Below are 16,719 nucleotides of genomic sequence, written 5' to 3'. Positions count from 1 at the left end.
AGCTCCTTTTTTGAACTCTCGACCTGGCCGGTCGGCAGTTCGCCTGCGGTCCCAGATGGGCAGATACGCCCACCCATCCAGATCCGCGACCGGTTGTTCCCCCGAGCGGGGTGTCGGCTGGTCACCGCTTGGCGTGGAACGCCTCAACGATCGAGCTCGGGATACGACCCCGTTCGGAGACTTCATAGCCGTTCTTGACTGCCCACTCACGGATGGCCTGATTCTGATCCCGGTTCGCCCGCGTCGGCGCCGCCGTGCGAGACGTGATACGTCCGCTCCCGCCGGTACGGCCTACCCGGGTCGCGGCCGCCAGATACGGGTCGAGGGCTTTCCGGAGCCTGCCGACGTTCTTCTCGGACAGATCGACGGTGTAGTTGACACCGTCGAATCCAAACTCGAGCGTACGGTCGGCGTCTCCGCCGTCTAGGTCGTCGGTGAGAACCGTGATTACCTGCTTGGCCATGGCGTATCGCCTCCGAGAAGTGTTGAGCGCCTATAACGGACGTTCAGTTCCAGAGAACAATAGCCGATAGGTGAATCAGGTCGCTCGGCGCACTGGCGCCACCTACAACACACCGGCGGCTTTGTTGTCGCACGCCGAACCAGCAGCGTTTCAAACGTTTACCGCCGATGGAGGCCGGCAGCCGGGGAACCATCGCTACCTTCAGCGCGTGACCGGACAAGCGAACCGGCGGCGATGTACCGGCCCGTCACCGCGAGTCGCTGCAATAACTGGCGCGTTGCCGGACCGCTCGGCGTGCGCTCATGCCGAGTTGAGTGCGTTCGATGCTGCCTGTTGGCTTATCCTCCCGTGCGTGGATGAGCGTATGTGGCACCAGAGCTCCGATGTATCCTTGGCCATCCGTACCGATTTTCCCGTCCGCGGGAATGGACAGAAATTCAGGCGGCGATCGCTGAACCACAGACAGAGGATGAATTCACCGCTTTTGTCGCGTTCGTCGATGATCGTGCGTACGAGGGGATCACACCGTCGAAGCTTTTGGAAATGGTGCCCGCAGACGTCGATCACGCCGTTGTCTTCCTCGTCGATACGAAGGCGCTGACCCACCCCGACCGGCCCGTCCTGGTGGTCAACCTCTACGACTACGTGGAAGGTCTGGAGGAGCAGGGAAAGGGGCCGCAGTACGGTGCCACGTTCCGGGTTCTGCCGTCCGAGATGTGGTCGGTGCAGAACAACCTCACGATCTCGAACATGGACTGGGAAGAGTTTGCCGACAACGTGGACGACGACGGTATCTTCCGCGGCTTCGAGTAACGCAGTTTGGTGCGCACATCTGGCCGCGATCCGCGCGTCTCCTTGCTGCATCGCGGGAGCGGGTCCGTAGTGGCGCCTCGAATCGACGCGACCCGGACCGCGTTACCGGAGACTTTCGTGGGCAGGCTACGGCCACACCGCGTCCTCGCCGGGCGACCGTGCCACGTTACCTGCGAATCGGTGTAGATCTGCGGCTGTCAGAGGGCGAACCTCGACGGCATCGGGTCCGTCGGCGAGGACGTCTGTGACAATGCGGCAGTGAGACGGGCCGTGATCGCTTCTGTAGTTGCTGCCGCTGTGCTTGTCGTCGCAGGCGTTGTCGTTCTGCGCGTGCAGCGGGAACGGGAGTGGGCTCATGGCGGGGATCGGCTGACGGTTCATGTTGAGGTTGGCCTTGCGACCCAGGACACTTTCGAGGATGTGGCCGTCCGGCTCGGCGCGCCACCGCGCACGGCCACCCGGCTTCACGACGCGAGCCAATCCGTGGTGGTCCAGGTTCGGTGGTCAGCGCCAGCGCACTGCAATGGGTCGTTCCAGTTGCTCGCGCTCGACGGGCGAGTGACTCCGCCACGTCCGCTGGCCGCAGACGGGGGCTGGAACTCCGAGGGCGCGACCGGGTCGAACTGGGCGGGCGCCTATGAGACGCTGGCCCAGCATTACGACTGGCTGGGCGGAGCCGTGGAAGCGAACTACACTGATGTCAACGGCATGACGAACTTTCCCACCGCGGCGGTGGACGCGCCGGCCACTGAGGCGGGAACAGCGACCGCGTGGTTCCGCCCATGGGGCGATGGTCTCATCCCGTTCGCCGACGCCGAACGCGACATCGTGGTGGCGCTGATCTACGTCGACGACAGCGGTGAGGTGCGATGGGCAAGACGCATTTTCGGATAGCCTTCAATCCCCGGCATGCCTGCATTTCAACAACGCCGGGTTCCCTGGCCGACGACGTCCGGATCTGCCGCCGAGCGTGCGCGGCGAGCCGGTAGAGCGCCGTCACGCCGTGTGATGCCAGCTGGGGTCAGCCCTGTACGCGTTCGGCGGGGCGGAAATCGCGAACATTGAGACCTGTCGGGCTCATTGGCTGTGGTCCGCGGCGTAGGAGGTCCAGGTGCCTCTGGCCTGGTGGACCCATCGGGTCGCGCTGCCAACGTGGATTCCGAGTAGGTCGGCGATGACTACGGCGGGAAGTTCGGCCGCGAGTTGGAGCATGGCGGTGTTGCGGTTGCTGCGGGCATGGATGCCGAGGGCGTTGAGTTGGCGCATGAGGGTGGCGGGGTGTGCGGGGCGGTCGGGTTGTCGGCCGGGGAACAGCCACTGGTCGGTGTAGAGGTCGCGGGCCATGCCGGCGGCGCGCCGTTCGGGAAGGCGAGCAGCGAGGTCGGCCAGGGGCGACGGGAGTTGGAGGGCGTCGGTGCCGATATGGAGCAGGGTGACGCCGTCGGTGTGCCGATCAGAAAACCGGCGTTCCTCGTCACCGCCGCCCTCGTGCTGACCATCACCGGCGCACCACCGGCCGCCACCGCGGCCACAGCCGGGTCACCGTCGTCAATCTCAGCGTCGACGGGCGCGCCGACGCGCCACTCGGCCTGGACAACCCCCGGCCGACCCTCGCAGGGCAGTTGATCCATTCAACGGCGCCGAGATCACCGACGAGGTCCTCGCCCCGGGCAACGCCAACTACCAGCTCTCCAGCGAATACCGCACCTACGACGTCACCCGCGCTCTGCAGAAAGGCGCCAACACCGTCGGGGTCGCGCTGGGCAACGGCCCGGCCTACGTACGCCGCAGCGTCACCAATCCGGCGGTCGGCCGCACCTCGCCCTACTCGTGGTGGCAAAGCCAGCTCAAGGGCAGCGGCACCCTCACCGAGGAAGCCCCGCCCGGTGGCACGACCGTGAAACTCAGCTCGGTCACCGACTATCACGTCGGCGGCACCATCAACGTCGACACCGGCGCGGGAGGCGACCGCCTGGAATTCCGTGTCATCACGGCGATCGGCGCCGACAGCATCACCTTCACCCCGGCTCTGGCCCGGACGCACTCGGCAGGCGCGAAGGTGACCGGCTCGGGCAACAACATCGCCGCCAGCGACCCGTCGGCCGGCGCCGGCGTCACCCCACGCCTGATCGGCCGCCTGGAGATCACCTACCGCGACGGCAGCACCGACACGATGGTCACCGACCGATCCTGGCGGACCGCGCTCGGGCCGCCGGTCACCGACGCCTGGTACTCCGGAGCCGACTATGACGCCCGCAGCGAACAACCCGGCTGGGACAGGCCCGGCGCTCGTCTGGATGCGTCCGCCCGGCGACGCGACGGCCCCCCGACCGGCTGGATCGCGGCCGGTCTCGCCCCGCCGCCCAACCTCGCCACCAAGCTGGTCGCCCGCGCCGCCGAACCGGTGACGATCCAGGAACGCCGCACCCCGGTTTCGGTCACGAACCCCGTACCCGGAACCTGGGTCTTCGATCTGGGCCAGAACATCGTCGGCTGGCCACGGCTTAGCCTGACGAAGCTGCCCTCCGGCGTCACCGTGAAGATGGCGCCGGCCGAGTCGCTCAACCCCGACGGCACCGTCAACCAGGCGTCCCTGATGGGCGGCGGCGGATCTCGCGGCACCGACCTGTTCAACACCTACACCACCGCCGGTCTCGAGCGCGGCGAGGCGTGGCATCCCGACTTCACCTACTTCGGCATGCAGTGGGTCCAGGTCACCGGTCTGCCCGCCGGCTTCACCCCACCCAAAGACCTGATCATCGGCGTACGCCTGCAGGCCGACGTCCCGACCGCCGGCACCTTCACCTCGTCGAACCCGCGCATCAACCGGATCCACACGATGGCGCGGTACTCCTTCGCCGGCAACATCATGTCGGTCTTCACCGACTGCCCCGGCCGTGAAAAGCTGTCCTACCCGGCCGACTACACGATGCCGCTGGGCGCCATCCACCGCGACTTCGAGCTCGACGCGTTCTTCCGCACCACCATGCGGCACCTGGTCGAGGGCCAGTCCGTCGCGGACACCCCGATGGCCGGCAACGTCGCCCTCAAGACGCCGGTCTACGACTGGGGCTACACCGGCCGGTTCGGCGACGAGATCAACTGGGGCAACGCGATCGTGCTGGTCCCCTCGTTGTTGCACGAGCTCTATGGCGACACCGCCCTGATGAGCCGGTACTACGACAGCATGGTGCGGTTCGTCGACTACATCCAGCGGGAGAAGGTCGTCGACGGCTACTTCGTGGACGCCGCCCTGGCCGAGTGGGTGGCTGCCGATCAAACCTCCGGTCGCATCACCGGCATGGCACCCATCGTCCGCGCGCTCATGAACGGCGACCGGCCCGACGTTCTGTGGGACCTGTTGCAGGAGAACGACGAGCCCGGCTACGGCTTCTTCATGGCCCCGACCCCGGCAAACCCCGGCGGCATGACCACCATCGGTGAACGCTGGGACCGCGGCGACTCCAAGAACCACATGATCCTCGCCCAGATCGAGGAGTGGTTCCACGCCGGTATCTCCGGCATCCGCCCCACCGGCGACCGCCCGCTCTTCCAGCCCCAGCCGGTCGGCGACCTCACCCGCGCCGCCGCCACCTACCAGACCCGCAGGGCGAGACCCGTTCCACCTGGACCAGGACCGGCCGAGCCCTCACCCTCACCGTGACCGTCCCCACCAACACCCAGGCCGAGGTACGCGTCCCCGCCACCGACCCCACCAAGGTCCACGCTCCCGCACGCGCCACCTACAGCGGCGCCGGTGACGGACACGTGGGCTTCACCGCCCCCGCCGGCACCCACACCTTCACTGTCGCGACCGCCTGAGATGGCCCGCTAGTTCCCGGCGACTGAGCGGCCTCGGTCCCGGTACGGTCAACGGGGAGGTGACGAGCGGATTGAGCCTGGACACCCACTTCTACGTCCAGCGCCTGGTGGACGGGCGCTGGGCGGTGCCGCCGGGATTCGCGCATTGCGACGCTCCTCACTGCGCATGCCGTCACACCGGGTACTTCGCCTGGTTCGGCCGCCGACCACGGCTGCTGGACCTGTTTCACCCGGCCGAGGCCCGGGCCCGCCCGCCGTTCGCGCTCTTCGATGTGCGACTCGATCCGCCGCCGGGCATCGGGGATACCGGGCTGTTTCACCCGGCGGATTCGTCGAGGGTCGGCTCCCTTGTGGAGGAGTGGTGGCAGTTCTGGATGCCTTGGCCGGAACTGCTCATCGGCAGTTGGCGCCGGCGGCTACTGTTGATCAGCGGGTCGGTGCCGACGCAGTACGCTGCCCTGTTCGGCGACGGGGCCGCCCCGTTGCCGCGGCACGACCTGCTGGCCGCGGGCATGTCGCCGGAGGTCCTCGCGGCTCTGGAGGATAGTTCCCGCGGCGATGCCACCGATGCCGCCCCGGTGCTGGTTGCCGAACCTGCTCGCCCGAGCCGGCTCACGCCCGGTCGCTGGGTGCGTGTGACCTGGTCGGTGACTCTGGACGAGTTCATCGGTCCACAGGCGGAAAGGTTCCACACTGCTGCCCGTAGCGGGCCGGCCGACCAGCTCCGGGTCATCTGCCTGCGACACTGATGCCGTGGGCATCGCGGGACGAGGGTCGACCATGGTGCGGTGTGCCCAACCCGCTGGTGCCGGATTGGTAGATTTCCGCGCATGAGACGGCACGGTGTCGCCGGGATCGGTCTGGTCGCGGCCACCGCTTCTATCGGCCTGGTCATGCTGCTGGACCGCGGCGGGGTATGGCAGGGGACGGGGTGGCCCGACACGACCGCGCTGCTGGTCTGGTCCCTGTGCGTCGCCTCGGCCCTGGCCGGTGCTGTCGGCGGCCGGCTGCTGACCGCGCCGAGCGGTGGCCCGGCGTACTCGGGCCGCCGGGCGGTCGCCACCGCCGTGACCGGTGTCGGGCTCCTGCCCGCGGCGGTGCTGGCGATCGTGGCGGGGCGCGGCAGGGACGATCCGGACGTGGCCCCTATGAGCCTTGGCCACTACGTGGGGTTCGCCGCGCTGGGTGTCGTACTCGGACTGATCGTCGTCTGGACGATGCTGGCGGTGCCGGCCATGAGCGGGTCGGTGCTGGCCTGGTTCGGCTGGGTCGCCGCGCTGCTCGCCGCCGCGGCGCTCGGCATGCCCGAGCTTGCGATGCTGCTGGCGGGGCTCGTCGCCGCCACGGTGCTGGCCGGGGTGCTGGGGTTCGTGGTGGCGTGGTCGGGCAGGTCGGTGGCGGTGGCGGCGGCCGCCGGGGTAAGCGGTCTGGTGATCCTCGCGGCGGTCCGGTGGCTGGTTGCCGGGTATTGGTTCGCTTGGGCAGAGCAGAACACCCCATGCCGGGTCGTCTCCGGCGAGTGCCGGTCCACCTCCCTCATGTACGAGCTGTTCTTCATCCCGGTGCTACTGGCGATCCCGGCCGCGGTGGCGCTGGGCGGCGCGTGGCTCGGACACCACCGGCGCCGGACCACCGGCCGAGCCGACGCCGCTGCCGTCGACTTCTGCCGCCAGTTGTGCAGGATCGGCGGTGTCGTGATCGGACTCGTCACCGTGGCGCCCCGGACCGGGTGCCGTTGATCTGTGAGTGGTTCGAGGAAGGTGGCTTCGACCGTCGGTGGCTGTCCGAGCCGGCCGCGGGCTTTGGTGTTGGTGCGCACCCCGACATCCCCGGCCACAGCGGCCGCAGCCGCATCAAAGCCGTGTCACGACGGCACGTCAGTCCATCCAGGTAATCCCGTACTGCGCTGACGCCTCGGCCCGGGCGTCCGGCCCAAGTGTTCCCGCCTCCTGCGCTGCCGCCAGGTGCCGGAAGAACCCTTCTAATCCCGCTGGGGCAGTCAGAACGAGCAGACGGCCCTCGCCGGGGACCACTCTGCGCTGGGAGTGGGGGACGCCCCGCGGGCCGAACACAACGCCGCCCGGCCCGACGCGGTGCTCCTGCTCCCCGACCCGGAAAATGTGCTCGCCCTCAAGCACGTAGAACAGCTCGTCCTCGCGCTCGTGCACGTGCAGCGGCGTATCCCCCATCGGCGGCACCTCCTCGAAGAGCGTGAACGCGCCCCCGGTTTGGACCGCCGCCGCCCTGACGAGGATCGTGACGCCCCCAAAGACGAGCAGCTCGCCCGCGTTAGGTTCGAGTGCGTACGCGTCCGGGACCGCCATACCGGCCAGGATAGGCACAAGCGGTCTGGATTTCACTGTCTCGGCCGGATAGTGCGTGGGTTGGCGTCCTCGCGGTCAGCCTCAGGGATGCGGGCAAGTAGGGATGAGGTTCCTGACCGTGCCGGTGTGCGAGCCGTCAACTGCATGATGTTGTGCTCGGGGCCGGTGGGGTCGGTCGGCGCACTGACAGGGCTTGATCGGCCTGCCGCCGCAGGCGGGTGATTTCGTCGTGTTGGGCGCCGAGTTGGGCAAGGGCGTGGGTCCGGAACTCGGTGAGCTCGTCGATCATGGTGGCTGACTCGGTGAGGCGGCGCTTCAGTGAGGCGATCTCGTTCTTGAGGCGTGTGACCTGGGCGTCGCGCGGGTCGGGCCGTTCACCTGCCGTTTGGAGGGCTTGCAGGCGTTGTTCGAACTCGACGCGCAGGTGGGCGTAGGGGCGGTTGCCGTAGAAGGCGGTGCGGTCGACGCCGGCCTCGGCGGCGAGGGTCTTGATGTCGCAGCGGCCGCCGGGTGGGATCTCGCCGCGCAGGAACCGGTCGATCGCGGCGCGGACGCGGTTCTCGCTGGCGGTGCGTTTGGCGGCGGTGATCCGCATGTCACCCGTTCTCGGGGTTCGTGGCGGTGTCGATGGCGTCCAGGACGCGCTGGGCGCGGTCGTGGTCGGCCTGCAGGCGGGCCCGTTCGGTCTTGCGGCTGGGGCCGAGGCTGCCGAGGAAGGTCTTGGTCTGTTCGAGGTGCTCGGCCCAGACGGGCCGGTGGCGCGGATGGTGGGTGGCTTGCGGACAACGCGCGGAGTCACACATCCCGGCCAGCGGTCGGTCGGCGTGCGGGGTGCCCACAAGCAACAGCGCACGACTCGAAGCATGGATCGCTGCCGCCCGGACGGCCGATCTGCCGCACCTGCACACCTTCGCCCGCGGCCTCGAACTCGACCGCGAAGCCGTCCACGCCGCGGTGACCCTGCCCTACCACAACGGCGGAACTGAAGGCGTCAACACCAAGACCAAGCGGATCATGCGCCAGATGCACGGCCGAGCCGGGTTCAGCCTGCTACGCCACCGCATCCTCCTCAACTGAGATCACTTACGGTCACCACCGAAAGAGCGCCAGAGCCGTTAGCGAGACAGTCCCCGCTGCGGTCCTAGCGTTGTACCGCGCGGACTATGGGCAGAGTGCCGCGTCAAGCAGATCGAAGCGTAGAGCTTCCTGTGGTATGGCCAGGCCAGCAGTGATCAGGGACAAGGCCGGTTCCCGGACTCCGTCCGGTAGCCAGCCGACGAGCGCGCGGCCGCTGCTCACGTCGATGCTGGGGCCGGTTCTGTGGGGCTGCTGGACCAGCAAAGACCAGAGTTCTTCGGCTGGTCCGGCCGGCACTCCGGCTTGTTGAGCGATTGCGCAGGCGGTTGCGGCGATGGCGAGCCCGGCTGGGTCGAGGTCACCGAGGTAGTCGAGGCGTGTCGCGACTCACGTCCGAATGGCCGCGGGCGACGGGCCATTGTCCTGGCCCTTGCTGCTGCGCTTCATCCGTTTCGTAGGGCTCCGGCGGCATCGTGGCTGGCACGCCGACAACGACCGTGACTGGTGATCTCTCGTCGTCGTTGAACTCGTGGCGCTTCGTAGGGTCGAGCTATCGAGGTCACCGCAGCGTCAGCATAGGAATCTGAGGGCGGTTGTGGCCCGGGGTGCGAAGTTCCGAGGCTGTCGCATCGTTTGTCGACAGCCGTAACAATCGTTTACCCCTTCGATAGTGCGGCGGTGTTTGGCGAGACGGCGCGCGATGGCGTCCAGTCTCGTTTGTTGGCGCCGGTCAGGGTCGCCCTGATCGGCGCCGCCACGCTGGGCGGGGCCGCGGTTACTTCTCGGTGGTGTTGGTGATGGGGTCGGGATCGGTCAGGTTGGCGGGCGCGTTCCACTTCTGTAGCAGGCTGCCGTCGCATTTGGCGATCTTCGTCTTCGCTGTGCCGTCGGAGTGGGTATCGGGGTTCGTCACTGTCAGATCGGTGGGTGTGAGGCAGTCCCCGTCAACATCGACGACGGTGTAGCTGGTGGCGTATGTCCCGGTGTCGCCGTACATCTTCCACTGCAGGTCGGCGGCCAGGTTCCTGTCCGGCTGCGCGGGCGGTGCGGAACAAGACATCACCGTGACGTAGCGGTTCGTGGCGGTGGATCGTGGGCTGCGCAGGCACACGCCGGGGCTGCCGGTGCCGGTTGTGCGGATGCGTTCCGCCGTCGCGGTGTTCTCCGAGACGGCCAGGGGCGGGAGGGTCCATCGCTGGTTCCACGAGACGTCGCCGTTTGGCGCTTGTTTGCAGAACCACACGATCATGTACGACATGTTGGTGTCGTGGTTGGTGACGTCGAGGCAGCGGCTGAACTGCTTGTAGTTGACCAGCTGGTTGGTGGCGGACGAGGCCATGCCCGCGCCCACAGCGGCCTGGGGCCGCCATACCCGCTGGTCGGAGCCGGCGCCGCAGCTGCCGATCACCAGCTTGTTGTAGTCGTTGCTGCTTTGGGCTGTGACGCGGTTGAGACAGAAGCTGTCCAGGTTGACGCCGTCCGACGTGCTGCGGAGGTTCGAACTGTTGTCCAGGCTCCACTGCTGGCGGGCGACCCGGCCCAGGCAGTGCTCGAACGTCACGATGTCATTTGCCTTGCGTGGCATCGGCGCGTCGAGGCACAACCCCTTCGGGAACGACGTGCTCTCCGAATTGGCCAGCTTGATGGTGAGGTCTGTCATGTAGGTGAATCGCTGATCGCTGGCGATGGTGTACACGAGCTGCCCGTTGCTGTCGATCTGGCGCTCGCAGGGCTCCATCCTGACGGCCGTCCCGGCGGCCGGTCTGCGTGTACCGCCGGCGTCCAGGCACAGGTGCGGGTTAGTCGGCTGGTCGAGGCGGATGTTACCGCCGCTGATGTTCTCGTTCGTCGTCTTGAAGTTGTACGTCGCCTCCAACGTGCGGGTGTTGTCCACGCCGGGCGCCGAGTCGGCCGTGCCGGTGGCGGTCAGCCGGGCCGTCGTCGGCACGCCGCTCGGCGGGCAGCCCAGGTCTGTGGTCACCCCGCCGAGCACGGCGTAGTACGTGATCGCCACGTGGTAGCGGTCGTCGGTGCCGCCGTCGAGCTCGCACGGTGGCAGCTTCCGGTAGTCGCCTGCGGCTGCGCGGATCTGGCCGAGCATCGCATCCATGCCGCTCTGGGAGGCCTCGATCGCGCTGCTGCGAACGGTGACCGTGGTGGTGTTGACGCTCTGCCTGACCACGACGGGAACCATCACGGCGCCGAGGGACATGACGACCGTTCCCAGCAGCATCGCCATGGGTATCGAGCCCCGGTCGTCGTCGCTGTGGCCCGTTCCCAGCCTGCCTACGAGCGTCATGTCCTCAGCCAATCGTTTTCGCATGCGTTGGTTTGCGTCGCCTTCGCGGAGTTCACGGCGGTGAAGGTGGTGTCCACCTCCGTCCTGATGCCCGCGAACATGGCCGTCAGATGGATCCGGAGCCGCTGGAAGGCAGTGCGGAGCTCCTGGCCGGCGGGATCCGACGCGTACGGCGTGGCTCCGGCGGCCTGCGTGACGAACGGCGGGCCTGTGTCCGGGATGGTGTTCAAGGGGTCGGTGTCTACGACGAGGTTCGAGGCGATCGTCGTCCAGGGGCTGGTCCCGGTCGGGGGTGTGCCCAGCTTCCACCGGATCAGTTGCAGGATCCCCGCGCCGTCCTGGCCGTGGGGCTGCGCGTTTGCGTCGAGGCGCAGCCGTACGCACTGGGTGGGGTCGGCCTCGGCGAAATCCACGTAGTGGCGCTGATCGACGTTGCCCGGCTCGCTGATCGACGACCCGTAGCGCAGCTCCCGATCGAACCGCTGGAACGCCACGTGCAGCTGGGACTTCCCCACAGACTGGGCTTCCATCCTGCGGTTCGCCCAGTACACCTGGACGATCCCCGTGGTGAACACCAGCGTCACGACGCTCATGACGGTCATCGTCATCAGCAATTCGATGAGGCTCAGGCCCGCGTCGTCATGCTGCGGTGCCGCCGCGCCGGCGGTGATCCGGCGCATCACTTCACCGTCCAGGTGAACATCAGTACCGATGTCTTGCTCCCGTTCGTCACTGTGAACTTCACCGGGTAGGTGCCCCTCGTCGTCGGGCTTCCGGTCACCGCGCCGCTGACGGTCATCGTTAGTCCGGGCGGCAGCCCGGTAGCGGTCCAGCGCGGTAAAGGGCTGTTCGACATGTTGGTTCTGGCGTTCAGGTTCACCGCGGCCCCGACCACGCTGCTCTGGTCTGGCATTGCCGGGCTCGGTGAGGTCACCCGCGTGCCGCCGCAGCTCTTCATCTGCCAGACGGCCTCGGTGGTCGCCTTCGCGCCGGTCTTGTCGGTGACGGTCACCGCGGTCACGTAGCGGGTGCAGGTGGTGGGTTTGCCCGTCACCGCACCCGTGGACGAGTTGATCGACAGTCCGGGCGGCAGGTCCTGCACCGTCCAGGTGTACGGCGTCGTGCCACCGAATGCGGTCATGGTGACGTTGACGCTGGCGTTCAACTTCACGCTCCTCGCACTCTGCGGGCTCACCTTCAGCGTGCCTCCTGGCGGCGGCGTCCCGACGATCCAGGTGAACGCCGTCGAACCCGTCCTGCCATTGGCGTCCGTGACCGTGACCTCGACGCCATGTGCCGCTGCTGTCGTGGTGGTGCCCGAGATGACCCCGGTCGACGAGTTGATCGACAGCCCGGCCGGGAGATCCTCCGCCTGCCAGGTGTAAGGCGACTTGCCGCCGGAGGCCGTGACGCTCCGGTTCACGGCGTTGCCGACCTGATTCGTCTGGTTGCCGGGCGAGGTGATCATCAGCTCCGGGTAGATGGTCACGGTGATGGTGAACGTGTCGGACTCGCCCTCGCTGTCCGTCACCTTCACCGGGACCGGGAACGTTCCGGCCGCGGTCGGCATGCCCGTGAACACGCCGGACTCCGGCACGATACTCAGGCCCGCAGGCAGCGCGGAGGCGGGCACGACAGACCAGGTGAGCGGGCCGGGTGCACCGCCCTCGCTCAGCATCTGCAGGTCGACGGCCTCGTTCTCGTCCACCTCCTCGTTCACGTACGCGAACCCGGAACTCGGGCCGGTGATCAAGGGAGGCTGCGTGTTGACCTCGAACACGGGGTCGGTGCCGGTGCTGGCCAGGGCCGACGTGACCTCGACGCACTCGCCGGAGCAGCCTTGTCCCGTCCAGCTCACCGACACCACGACCCGGACGTATTCCGCGTCTCCGGTGGCGCTGGTCGTCTTGCAGTCCGTCGCCGTGCCCGGCAGCGCCGAGGACGCGGGCTTCTGCCAGCACTTACCCACGTACCACTGCTGGTCGAAGGAGAGGCCGCCCGGCTCGACCGTCACCGCCGCGGTGGGCAGGGCCGCCTGCGCCCCTGCGGTCGACGGAGCCGTCGCATCCCAGGCTTTCACCATCTTCGCCAGCTCTGACTTCACCTTGTCGGGTGCCGTATCCCATTGTTCCGTGGTCTTCTGCTGGCTTCGCCCGATCAGCAGCGAGCCCGGCTTGATCGCGCGTACCCGCTCGACCGCGTCAGTGGCGAGCTGCACCGCGGTCTGCTGCGCACTCTGCCGCGCGACCACGATGACGGAGTTGATGAAAAAGGGCGACGACGCGGTCATGACCATGCTGATGATGACGAGACCGACCAGCGCCTCGACGAGAGTGAAGCCTTCGTCGCCCGCGGTGGACGGCTCAAGGTCAGACCGTCGGCGAACCCCGGGCCACCAGCTGACACGGTTCCCGCCGGCTGACATGCTCCTCCCTCCCCGCATGGGCATCGAAGCCGTGCGACCATCCCAGCGCTCATGCAACTCATCGGCCAGGCTGCACCGAACCTGAGCACGATCTGCGCCGGGCGTGTCCGTGCCCCCGGGTGACCCCGCCGGCTCACAGCGCGGTGCAGGTGCCCCGCACCGCGGTGTACCCGACGTCGCCACGGGCCAAGTTCGCAGGGCGTCGAGTTGATGAACGGCGTCGTTGAGAGAGCCGATGCCCCTGAGAATCGGTTGGCACCGCGCGGGCTACCGGGTGACTGGATTACTCAATACGAACCTGCCGCTCGGCGGTGGCCGGCAGACCGCGAACAGCTCGATCCCGACCCGTGCCAGCCCCGGATCAAGCCCGGCCGACGCGGTGAACCCCTCCTCGAACTCCGCGACCCAGGCATCGCACATCACCCGCAGCGGACGGAACGGGTAGCCATCGGTCGGCGCGCTCCACAGCCGCTGCAGGAGAGCTGCGATGACCTCGTCTTGCTCTGATTCCCGTAGCCCATTGGAAAGGGTGGTCCCGGGTTGACAGCGTTCCAGCAGCAGCACGCTGGTCGAGTCGAACGCAGCGCTGTCGCGCACGCGAATCGCGCCTTCGCCGGCCCATGCCCGCAGGCCGTCCGCTTCATCGGTCGCCTCGTCGTGCCGCCACGCGACCTTGAGCACGAGGTCGCGCCCGGCGGCGTCCCGTACCGGTGCCACCCAGGCGCATCGCCCGCCCGGTTGGTACGGCTGCCCGAGCCGGAGCGACCACCGTTCGGCCAGCTCGACCACGAAACCCGGCAGCACGCGTAGCCACTCGCGGCGCCCAGACACCGGATCGGTGCACGCGCTGTCCACCAGGTTCGCTGGTAGGTCGAAGGCCGTCACGCGCACCAGTGTGCCGCTGGCCTGCGGGGCCGGGCAGCGGTCGGTCCGGGGTGTGCGGCTATCGATCCGGTTCGGCGGCGCTCGCGGCGCTCTGGCTGTGCAGCCAGGCGACGAGATCGGCGGCGCCGGTGCGGGTTGCCGCGTCCAGCGGCGTGCGGTTCTCCCAGGGTGGTATCCAGTTGAGGTCGGCATCGCGGTCGAGCAGAAACTCCGCGCATTGTTGCTGGCCGCCGTGGCAGGCGCCCCAGAAGGCCCGGTTGATCTCCTCAGGGCCGGGCGGGCGCCCGGCGAAGAAGGCTTCGAGGCGGTCGGTCAGCCCGAGCGTTGCCGCGTCCTGCATGGTGGTGTGTGCTCCGCGTTCGACGAGGCGGTGCGCGGCGTGCCACTGGGCGAACGCCCGCGCGTCGGCCAGTGGAGTGCCGCCGCCGATGACCGCACCGGGGGCGTCGATGTCCGCGCCCGCGTCCAGCAGCGCGTCGAGCACGGCCACGTCGTCGCTGCCGGCCGCCCAGTGCAACAGCGCCTCGGTATGCGGTCCGGTAAACCGGGCGTTCCCGTCGGCGCCCGCCGCCGGCAGAGCTGCGACGATGGCCGCGCCGTTGGGATAGTGGCCGGGCCAGTCGGTGACCACGTGCAGCAACGTCCGGGACATCCCGGCACAGTCTGGGCCGTCATAGTCACCCAGCCTGGCGGTAGCCAGCCCCGGATTCTCGGCCAGCAACTGCATCAGCGCGGCGACGTCCCCGGTGTGGATCGCTCCGACCGTGGCGACCGCCAGCGGGTCCTCGATGTCGAGGACCATCACATCAGTGTCGCCATCCATATCGCACACCATACGGCCGGCGCGAGCAGCGGCGTCGAGAACATAACCTTGTCTCGCAGCCCGTCAGACAACGTAACATTGTCGCATGCCCAGCGAGTCCCCGACGGGTTTCGACCAGGTTGTCGCCCAGGTCCACCACCACGCCGCCAGCACCGACGCGACCGGGCTGCTGGACGACGCCGCCGCGATCAGCGCTGATCAGGCTGCGGAGGCGGATCGGTTGCTGGATGACTTCGTCACTCACGCACGCGGCGCCGGCATGTCCTGGACCGACATCGGCGCCCGGCTCGGCGTGTCTAAGCAGGCCGCCCGGCAGCGTTTCGCCGCTCCGGCCCCGACCGGTGTGCTGCCCTTCTCCGCCCGACTCGCTCCCCGTCTGCAAAGCTGCCTGGACCAGGCCAGCCGCGAAGCCCGCACCGACGGCTCCGCAGAGATCGGCACGCAGCACTTGCTGGCCGGCCTGCTGGCCGAAGGCGTCGCCGCAGCCATCCTCGAACGCCTCGGCGTGCACGCCGACGCGATCCGGGACTCGTCGCATCGACTCTTCGGCCCACCCACCGACACGCCTGATGCCCAGGTCCCGCCGATGTCGACCGAGGCCACCTGCGCGCTCGATGCCGCCACGCACAGCGCGGCAGCCAACGCCTCCGACAGCGCGCCTCTCGAGGTGCGCACCGAACACCTCCTCGCGGTGCTCGCACTCGACCCCGGAAGCCGGGCACGGCGCGTCCTCAACGACCTCCGCGTGGACATCGCCGCCATCAAGGGCGAGCTGCAGTGCCACATCACCGTCAACCCGACCAGGCCCGCCCGTTGGTGGAAACGCCGCCCGCCGACCAAACAAGGTTGTTCCTTCTGCGGCCGAACCACTTCCGACGTCGACCAACTCGTCAACGGCCCTGGCATTGCCATCTGCGGCGCATGCGTCGCGTTGGCACGCGAGATCCTCGAAAGCCGGCAACCAGCCGTCTGAAGCGATTTTGGCTCCCGCAGGGCAGCATCGGCCGCGTCGCGGCCTCAAGCCCGCCCGGCGCTAACACTCGCATGTGATCAAGGCCAAAGAACTAAGACGGAGGCACCAACCTGCGCCCGTCCGTCGCCCCGAAACTGGGGTTACCATGTACATCGGAGCAGCTCAGCACCGTCGTCCACGGTAAGGAGAGGCGCAGGCTTGTCTCTAGCCGGGGCACGTCACAGAACTGTGCACTGCCAGCGGGCACGCTGATCGTCGAGGCGACTTATCCGCTGCCGCCGGCCCGCAGGGCCAGATCCGCAGGCTCTGCTCCGACAAGCCAATTTGGACCGGACGCCTGACAATCCACTCATGGTCGCAGGATCTATATAGGTCGCCTTCACCAATTCAGGATGAATCCTTTGGCCGGCAGCCGAGGGACTCATTCGTCGGTTGACGGAACACGGCGGGGCATTCACCTCCCGCAACTGCGCAGCCAGCCACTCCCACCGCTCGTTGGCCTCCACCACCCGAGCCAGCGCAGCCCTCAACCCCGCGTCAGAATCCGCCTCCACCGCGGCGCCAGCCGAGACCGTCACAGCCGCAAACCACCACCACCACCGCCGAACCACACACCAACTGTCCGTCTTACACACAGTCACCCACGGGACTTGGGACTACTTACGATCGGGCCGAGCGCAAGGCTGGGTATGCGAACGGGAGCCTGCATTCGTGGGGGCGCCTGATAGAAACAAGGATGTCGAGGACATCGCTGTCCTCCGGAGCCTGCCGGAAGCATCGCAGCGTCGATTCCTTCGATAAGACCCCCTGCGGCC

At 68.0% G+C, this 16,719-nt stretch carries 17 protein-coding genes and 2 pseudogenes; 10 read left to right on the top strand and 9 right to left on the bottom strand.

Going from position 1 to position 16,719, the window contains the following annotated elements:
• Window positions 1-121: 121 nt before the first annotated feature.
• A complete protein-coding gene (locus ACZ6TI_RS44350; protein ID WP_465351315.1) occupies window positions 122-463 on the bottom strand; it encodes a histone-like nucleoid-structuring protein Lsr2 in 342 nt (113 codons plus the stop codon).
• A 366-nt stretch (window positions 464-829) separates the two neighbouring features.
• Here ACZ6TI_RS44350 and ACZ6TI_RS44345 point away from each other — a divergent pair, with 366 nt between their 5' ends.
• From ACZ6TI_RS44345 to ACZ6TI_RS44310, 8 genes and pseudogenes are all read left to right on the top strand, one after another.
• Window positions 830-1,276 carry a DUF6924 domain-containing protein gene (locus ACZ6TI_RS44345; RefSeq protein WP_465351314.1) on the top strand — a complete coding sequence of 149 codons (447 nt, stop codon included), beginning with the start codon at window positions 830-832 and terminating at the stop codon, window positions 1,274-1,276.
• 258 nt (window positions 1,277-1,534) lie between these two features.
• Window positions 1,535-2,170: a hypothetical protein gene (locus ACZ6TI_RS44340; protein WP_465351313.1), complete on the top strand. Its 636-nt coding sequence runs from the start codon at window positions 1,535-1,537 to the stop codon at window positions 2,168-2,170.
• A gap of 342 nt (window positions 2,171-2,512) precedes the next feature.
• Window positions 2,513-2,902 (top strand): hypothetical protein, encoded by a 390-nt coding sequence (locus tag ACZ6TI_RS44335; RefSeq protein ID WP_465351312.1) that lies wholly within the window; start codon window positions 2,513-2,515, stop codon window positions 2,900-2,902.
• 19 nt (window positions 2,903-2,921) lie between these two features.
• A pseudogene (locus tag ACZ6TI_RS44330) lies at window positions 2,922-3,008 on the top strand (alpha-L-rhamnosidase N-terminal domain-containing protein); the annotation flags it as partial.
• A 165-nt stretch (window positions 3,009-3,173) separates the two neighbouring features.
• Window positions 3,174-4,940 (top strand): family 78 glycoside hydrolase catalytic domain, encoded by a 1,767-nt coding sequence (locus ACZ6TI_RS44325; protein WP_465351311.1) that lies wholly within the window; start codon window positions 3,174-3,176, stop codon window positions 4,938-4,940.
• Window positions 4,937-5,098, top strand: a complete 162-nt coding sequence (locus ACZ6TI_RS44320; protein WP_465351310.1) for a hypothetical protein — start codon at window positions 4,937-4,939, stop codon at window positions 5,096-5,098. The genes ACZ6TI_RS44325 and ACZ6TI_RS44320 overlap by 4 nt, the downstream gene beginning before the upstream one ends.
• Before the next feature lie 71 nt (window positions 5,099-5,169).
• A complete protein-coding gene (locus tag ACZ6TI_RS44315) occupies window positions 5,170-5,847 on the top strand; it encodes a hypothetical protein (protein ID WP_465351309.1) in 678 nt (225 codons plus the stop codon).
• 81 nt (window positions 5,848-5,928) lie between these two features.
• A complete protein-coding gene (locus ACZ6TI_RS44310; RefSeq protein WP_465351308.1) occupies window positions 5,929-6,837 on the top strand; it encodes a hypothetical protein in 909 nt (302 codons plus the stop codon).
• Between the two features lie 138 nt (window positions 6,838-6,975).
• Here ACZ6TI_RS44310 and ACZ6TI_RS44305 read toward each other — a convergent pair whose 3' ends face one another.
• From ACZ6TI_RS44305 to ACZ6TI_RS44295, 3 genes are all read right to left on the bottom strand, one after another.
• Window positions 6,976-7,422, bottom strand: coding sequence for a cupin domain-containing protein (locus ACZ6TI_RS44305; protein ID WP_465351307.1), 447 nt, complete (start codon window positions 7,420-7,422; stop codon window positions 6,976-6,978).
• A gap of 136 nt (window positions 7,423-7,558) precedes the next feature.
• Window positions 7,559-8,017 (bottom strand): hypothetical protein, encoded by a 459-nt coding sequence (locus ACZ6TI_RS44300; RefSeq protein WP_465351306.1) that lies wholly within the window; start codon window positions 8,015-8,017, stop codon window positions 7,559-7,561.
• A 1-nt stretch (window position 8,018) separates the two neighbouring features.
• Window positions 8,019-8,261, bottom strand: a complete 243-nt coding sequence (locus ACZ6TI_RS44295; protein ID WP_465351305.1) for a hypothetical protein — start codon at window positions 8,259-8,261, stop codon at window positions 8,019-8,021.
• Window positions 8,262-8,265: 4 nt separating this feature from the next.
• On the opposite strand from ACZ6TI_RS44295, the pseudogene ACZ6TI_RS44290 reads away from it, so the two are divergent.
• A pseudogene (locus tag ACZ6TI_RS44290) lies at window positions 8,266-8,499 on the top strand (transposase); the annotation flags it as partial.
• Window positions 8,500-9,274: 775 nt separating this feature from the next.
• Here ACZ6TI_RS44290 and ACZ6TI_RS44285 read toward each other — a convergent pair.
• From ACZ6TI_RS44285 to ACZ6TI_RS44265, 5 genes are all read right to left on the bottom strand, one after another.
• Window positions 9,275-10,822, bottom strand: a complete 1,548-nt coding sequence (locus ACZ6TI_RS44285; RefSeq protein ID WP_465351304.1) for a ricin-type beta-trefoil lectin domain protein — start codon at window positions 10,820-10,822, stop codon at window positions 9,275-9,277.
• Window positions 10,795-11,478 (bottom strand): prepilin-type N-terminal cleavage/methylation domain-containing protein, encoded by a 684-nt coding sequence (locus ACZ6TI_RS44280; protein ID WP_465351303.1) that lies wholly within the window; start codon window positions 11,476-11,478, stop codon window positions 10,795-10,797. The genes ACZ6TI_RS44285 and ACZ6TI_RS44280 overlap by 28 nt, the downstream gene beginning before the upstream one ends.
• Window positions 11,478-13,223, bottom strand: a complete 1,746-nt coding sequence (locus ACZ6TI_RS44275; RefSeq protein WP_465351302.1) for a putative Ig domain-containing protein — start codon at window positions 13,221-13,223, stop codon at window positions 11,478-11,480. Before ACZ6TI_RS44275 ends, ACZ6TI_RS44280 begins: the two co-directional genes overlap by 1 nt.
• Window positions 13,224-13,490: 267 nt before the next feature.
• The gene (locus ACZ6TI_RS44270; protein WP_465351301.1) at window positions 13,491-14,108 is read right to left on the bottom strand and encodes an aminoglycoside phosphotransferase family protein; all 618 of its coding nucleotides are present in this window, start codon (window positions 14,106-14,108) and stop codon (window positions 13,491-13,493) included.
• A 58-nt stretch (window positions 14,109-14,166) separates the two neighbouring features.
• Window positions 14,167-14,931, bottom strand: a complete 765-nt coding sequence (locus ACZ6TI_RS44265) for an ankyrin repeat domain-containing protein (RefSeq protein ID WP_465351300.1) — start codon at window positions 14,929-14,931, stop codon at window positions 14,167-14,169.
• A gap of 85 nt (window positions 14,932-15,016) precedes the next feature.
• Between ACZ6TI_RS44265 and ACZ6TI_RS44260 the strand changes: the two genes are divergently transcribed.
• Window positions 15,017-15,904, top strand: a complete 888-nt coding sequence (locus ACZ6TI_RS44260) for a ClpX C4-type zinc finger protein (RefSeq protein ID WP_465351299.1) — start codon at window positions 15,017-15,019, stop codon at window positions 15,902-15,904.
• The last annotated feature ends 815 nt before the right edge of the window (window positions 15,905-16,719 follow it).

Source organism: Actinoplanes sp. NPDC051388, from assembly GCF_055586225.1.
Note: the sequence above shows the minus strand (reverse complement) of the source record. Positions and strands in the feature narration are given on the sequence as shown.

What these genes read in the sequence shown, in the direction of transcription:
- ACZ6TI_RS44285 (WP_465351304.1), bottom strand. Translation starts at nt 10,822, where the DNA reads ATGCGAAAACGATTGGCTGAGGACATGACGCTCGTAGGCAGGCTGGGA.
- ACZ6TI_RS44350 (WP_465351315.1), bottom strand. Translation starts at nt 463, where the DNA reads ATGGCCAAGCAGGTAATCACGGTTCTCACCGACGACCTAGACGGCGGA.
- ACZ6TI_RS44300 (WP_465351306.1), bottom strand. Translation starts at nt 8,017, where the DNA reads ATGCGGATCACCGCCGCCAAACGCACCGCCAGCGAGAACCGCGTCCGC.
- ACZ6TI_RS44280 (WP_465351303.1), bottom strand. Translation starts at nt 11,478, where the DNA reads ATGCGCCGGATCACCGCCGGCGCGGCGGCACCGCAGCATGACGACGCG.
- ACZ6TI_RS44305 (WP_465351307.1), bottom strand. Translation starts at nt 7,422, where the DNA reads ATGGCGGTCCCGGACGCGTACGCACTCGAACCTAACGCGGGCGAGCTG.
- ACZ6TI_RS44265 (WP_465351300.1), bottom strand. Translation starts at nt 14,931, where the DNA reads ATGGATGGCGACACTGATGTGATGGTCCTCGACATCGAGGACCCGCTG.
- ACZ6TI_RS44275 (WP_465351302.1), bottom strand. Translation starts at nt 13,223, where the DNA reads ATGTCAGCCGGCGGGAACCGTGTCAGCTGGTGGCCCGGGGTTCGCCGA.
- ACZ6TI_RS44335 (WP_465351312.1), top strand. Translation starts at nt 2,513, where the DNA reads ATGGATGCCGAGGGCGTTGAGTTGGCGCATGAGGGTGGCGGGGTGTGC.
- ACZ6TI_RS44310 (WP_465351308.1), top strand. Translation starts at nt 5,929, where the DNA reads ATGAGACGGCACGGTGTCGCCGGGATCGGTCTGGTCGCGGCCACCGCT.
- ACZ6TI_RS44260 (WP_465351299.1), top strand. Translation starts at nt 15,017, where the DNA reads ATGCCCAGCGAGTCCCCGACGGGTTTCGACCAGGTTGTCGCCCAGGTC.